This is a genomic window from Streptomyces chlorus, assembly GCF_042655885.1.
In the GTDB taxonomy this organism is placed as follows: Bacteria; Actinomycetota; Actinomycetes; order Streptomycetales; family Streptomycetaceae; genus Streptomyces; species Streptomyces chlorus.
The window spans coordinates 1-3,589 of sequence record NZ_JBHSOA010000090.1; the positions used below are offsets into that span (position 1 = coordinate 1).

Below are 3,589 nucleotides of genomic sequence, written 5' to 3' on the forward strand. Positions count from 1 at the left end.
ACGGCCGGTGAACTCTGTTCGCCCGAGTACTGGGTGCGGCAGGTCCGGGACACGGTGCGGTTCGCGGACACGGTCCGTGCGTTGGACGGGCGTGGTGTCACGACGTATCTGGAGCTGGGCCCGGACGCGGTGCTGTCCGCGATGGGCGCCGACTGCCTCGAAAACGACACGGACTTCGTGCCCCTGCTGCGCAGGGACAAGCCCGAGCCGGCGGCGCTCGTCCGTGCCGTCGCGCAGGCGTATGTGCGCGGGGTGCCCGTAGACTGGACGGCCTTCTTCGCCGGACGGGGAGCGCGCCGTGTCGACCTTCCCACCTATGCCTTCCAGCGTCAGCGGTACTGGACCGATGCCCGGGCCGCCACAGGGCACGACCTGTCCACCAAGGGGCTCGACCCTGTCGACCACCCCTTTCTGGGCGCCTCCGTGCGGCTGCCCGGAACAGGCGAGACCGTCCTCACGGGCCGATTGTCACTCGGTACGCTGCCCTGGCTGGCCGACCACCGGATCGGTGGCACGGTTCTGTTCCCCGGCACGGGGTTCGTCGAGCTGGCGCTGCGGGCGGGTGACGCGGTCGGGGCGCAGGTTCTCGAGGAGCTGACGCTTCCGGCACCGCTGGTGCTGACAGAGCACGGTGCCGCAGTGCGGATGCAGGTGGCCGTGGGCGCGGCGGACGAGGCGGGCACGCGTACCGTCACCATCCACTCACGGCCCGAGGACGCTCCGGGCGCGCCCTGGACGCTGCACGCGGAAGGCGTGCTCGGGCCGGGAGAGCACCTGCCGACGGCGGCCCTGGACCCGGAGCCGTGGCCGCCCGCCGATGCCACCCCCCTCGACCTCACATCGGTCTACGACCGGCTGGGCGCCCTGGGCTACCACTACGGGCCGGTGTTCCAAGGGCTCCGCGCCGCGTGGCAGCGCGGTGACCAGCTGTTCGCGGAAGTCGGCCTGCCGGAGACGGCCCACCCCGATGCCGACCTCTTCGGCATGCACCCCGCCCTGTTGGACGCGGCGCTGCACCTGCTCCCGCTGGACGAGGGCCGCCCCGACGGCGAGGGCCCGGCCCTGCCCTTCGTCTGGAACACGGTCCGTCTCCATGCCTCGGGCGCGACCGTGGCCCGGGTGCGGCTCACGTCGACGGGACCGGATGCCACGAGCCTCGTCATGGCCGATGCCTCCGGTCAGCCCGTGCTGTCGATGGACTCGCTCGTGGCGCGGTCGGTGTCGGCAGACCGTCCCGCGGCCGTCGTCGGCGCCGTGCCGGGTCCGGCGGACGGCCGCACCCACCGGGCGACTTCGGCCACGGTCGTCGCGGACCGGGCGGATGCGGCGCATACGCAGGTGGCGCGGCGTCTCGTCGGGATGGGCGGGGACAGCCGGGAGGCGGCCGTGCTGGATCTGGTCCGCAGGCAGGTGGCGGTCACGTTGGGGCACGGCGACTGGGAGTCGATCGAGCCGGAGAACGTGTTCAGCGACCTCGGCTTCGACTCCCTCACCGCGGTGGAGTTCCGCAACAGGATGAACACGGTGACGGGCCTTCGCCTTCCGGCGTCGCTCGCTTTCGACCATCCGACCGCACGAGCGGTCGCCGCGTACGTGAGCGCCCGTGTCGCTCCGGTGGAGACCGACCCCGCCCGCCCCGTGTTCGCGGCGGCCGACCGCCTCGCCTCGGCCCTCTCGGCGGTCCCCGTCGACTTCGGCGACGGCGCGCCGATCACCGCTCGGCTGGAAGCGCTGCTGCGGAACTGGCGCGACACCCACGACGGCGCCGCCGCAGCGGGCCCGGAGCACCGCGACTACACGACGGCCGGTGACGACGAGTTGTTCACCGTCCTGGACAGCGAACTGGGAATCGGAAATGGCGATGGGTAACGAGGAAAAGCTGCGGGAGTATCTCCGGCGCGCCACGGCTGAACTACAGCGGACCAAGGCCACGCTGCGCGAAGCCGAGGCACAACGGCACGCACCGATCGCCGTCGTGGCGATGAGCTGCCGGTACCCGGGCGGCGTCACGACTCCCGAAGAACTGTGGGACCTCGTGGACCGGGGAACGGACGCGATCTCGCCGTTTCCCACGGACCGGGGCTGGGACAGCGGCACTCTGTACGACCCGGTGCCCGGCACACGCGGCAAGACGTACGTGAAAGAGGGCGGCTTCCTGCACGACGCCGCACAGTTCGACGCCGAGTTCTTCAAGCTCGGCCCGAGCGAGGCCCGGGAGACCGACCCGCAGCAACGGCTGCTGCTGGAGACGGCGTGGGAAGTGCTGGAACGCGCCGGCATCGACCCGACCTCTCTGGTGGGCAGCCCGACCGGCGTGTTCGCCGGTGTCATGCCCAATCGCTACGGAGACGAAGGCGACACAGGCGCCATGCCCGGTGTCGCCGCCGGCCGCATCGCGTACACGCTCGGGCTCGAGGGTCCCACCCTCGCTGTCGACACGGTGTGCTCATCGTCGCTGGTGGCCGTGCACCTGGCGGTCCGCTCCCTGAGAGCGGGTGACTGCGCCATGGCCTTGGCGGGTGGGGCGACCGTGATGACGGGGCCCGGTCCGTTCATCGGCTTCAGCCGACAACGAGGCCTCTCACCCGACGCCCGCTGCAAGTCGTTCGCCGCCTCCGCGGACGGCACCGTCTGGGCGGAAGGCACCGGGATGCTCCTGCTGGAACGGCTCCCCGACGCCCAGCGCAACGGCCATCCCGTACTGGCCGTGATTCGAGGCAGTGCCGTCAACTCCGACGGAACCTCGAACGGGCTGACCGCCCCGAACGGCCCGTCGCAAGAGCGCGTCGTCCTGCAGGCTCTGCGGGATGCCCAGTTGCCCCCCGACCAGGTCGACGCGGTCGAGGCGCACGGCACGGGGACGGCACTTGGTGACCCGATCGAGGCGCAGGCCCTGCTGGCCACGTACGGTCAGGGCCGGCCGGAGGACCGGCCGCTGCGGTTGGGAAGCCTCAAGTCCAACATCGGGCACGCGCAGGCCGCGGCCGGTGTCGGCGGAGTCATCAAGATGGTTCAGGCCCTGCGGCACCAGGTGTTGCCGCGAACCCTCCACATCGATCGGCCGACCCCGTACGTGGACTGGGCGGCAGGCCGCGTCGAGCTGCTCACCGAGCCTGTGCCCTGGCCGGCGGGCGGGCGTACGCGCCGGGCAGGGGTGTCCTCGTTCGGCGCGGGCGGCACCAACGCGCATGTGATCCTCGAGGAGGCTCCGCCCTCGGACGACCTCGGTACCAGCACTCGATCAGTACCGGCCGGCAGACGTTCCGTCGTTCCGCTGTGTGTCTCCGGCAGAACCGAGTCCGGTCTGCGCGCGCAGACCAGGCGGCTGGCGGACCATCTGCACAGCCACCCCGGCAGTGGGCTGCTGGACCATGGCTTCTCGCTGGCGGTTTCACGAGCCGTGCTCGAACACCGCGCCGTACTGGTCGCGAAGGACCGTGCCGAGGCGGCGCGTGCGCTAAGGGCGTTCGCCGAGGGCGCGACACCGCCGGAGCTCGTCCACGGCCTGGTCCAGCCCGGAGGCAGGCTCGCGTTCCTCTTCCCCGGGCAGGGTGGTCGGTTGCTCGGGGCCGGTCGTGAACTCCACGCC

Annotated in this window: 2 protein-coding genes; both read left to right on the forward strand. The window is 71.8% G+C overall.

Going from position 1 to position 3,589, the window contains the following annotated elements:
- A partial coding sequence (locus tag ACFPZI_RS31390; protein ID WP_381370291.1) for a polyketide synthase dehydratase domain-containing protein occupies positions 1-1,869 on the forward strand: 1,869 nt, incomplete at its 5' end.
- Positions 1,862-3,589, forward strand: a 1,728-nt coding sequence (locus tag ACFPZI_RS31395) for a type I polyketide synthase (RefSeq protein ID WP_381370294.1), incomplete at its 3' end; no start/stop codon positions are given. The genes ACFPZI_RS31390 and ACFPZI_RS31395, both read left to right, overlap by 8 nt.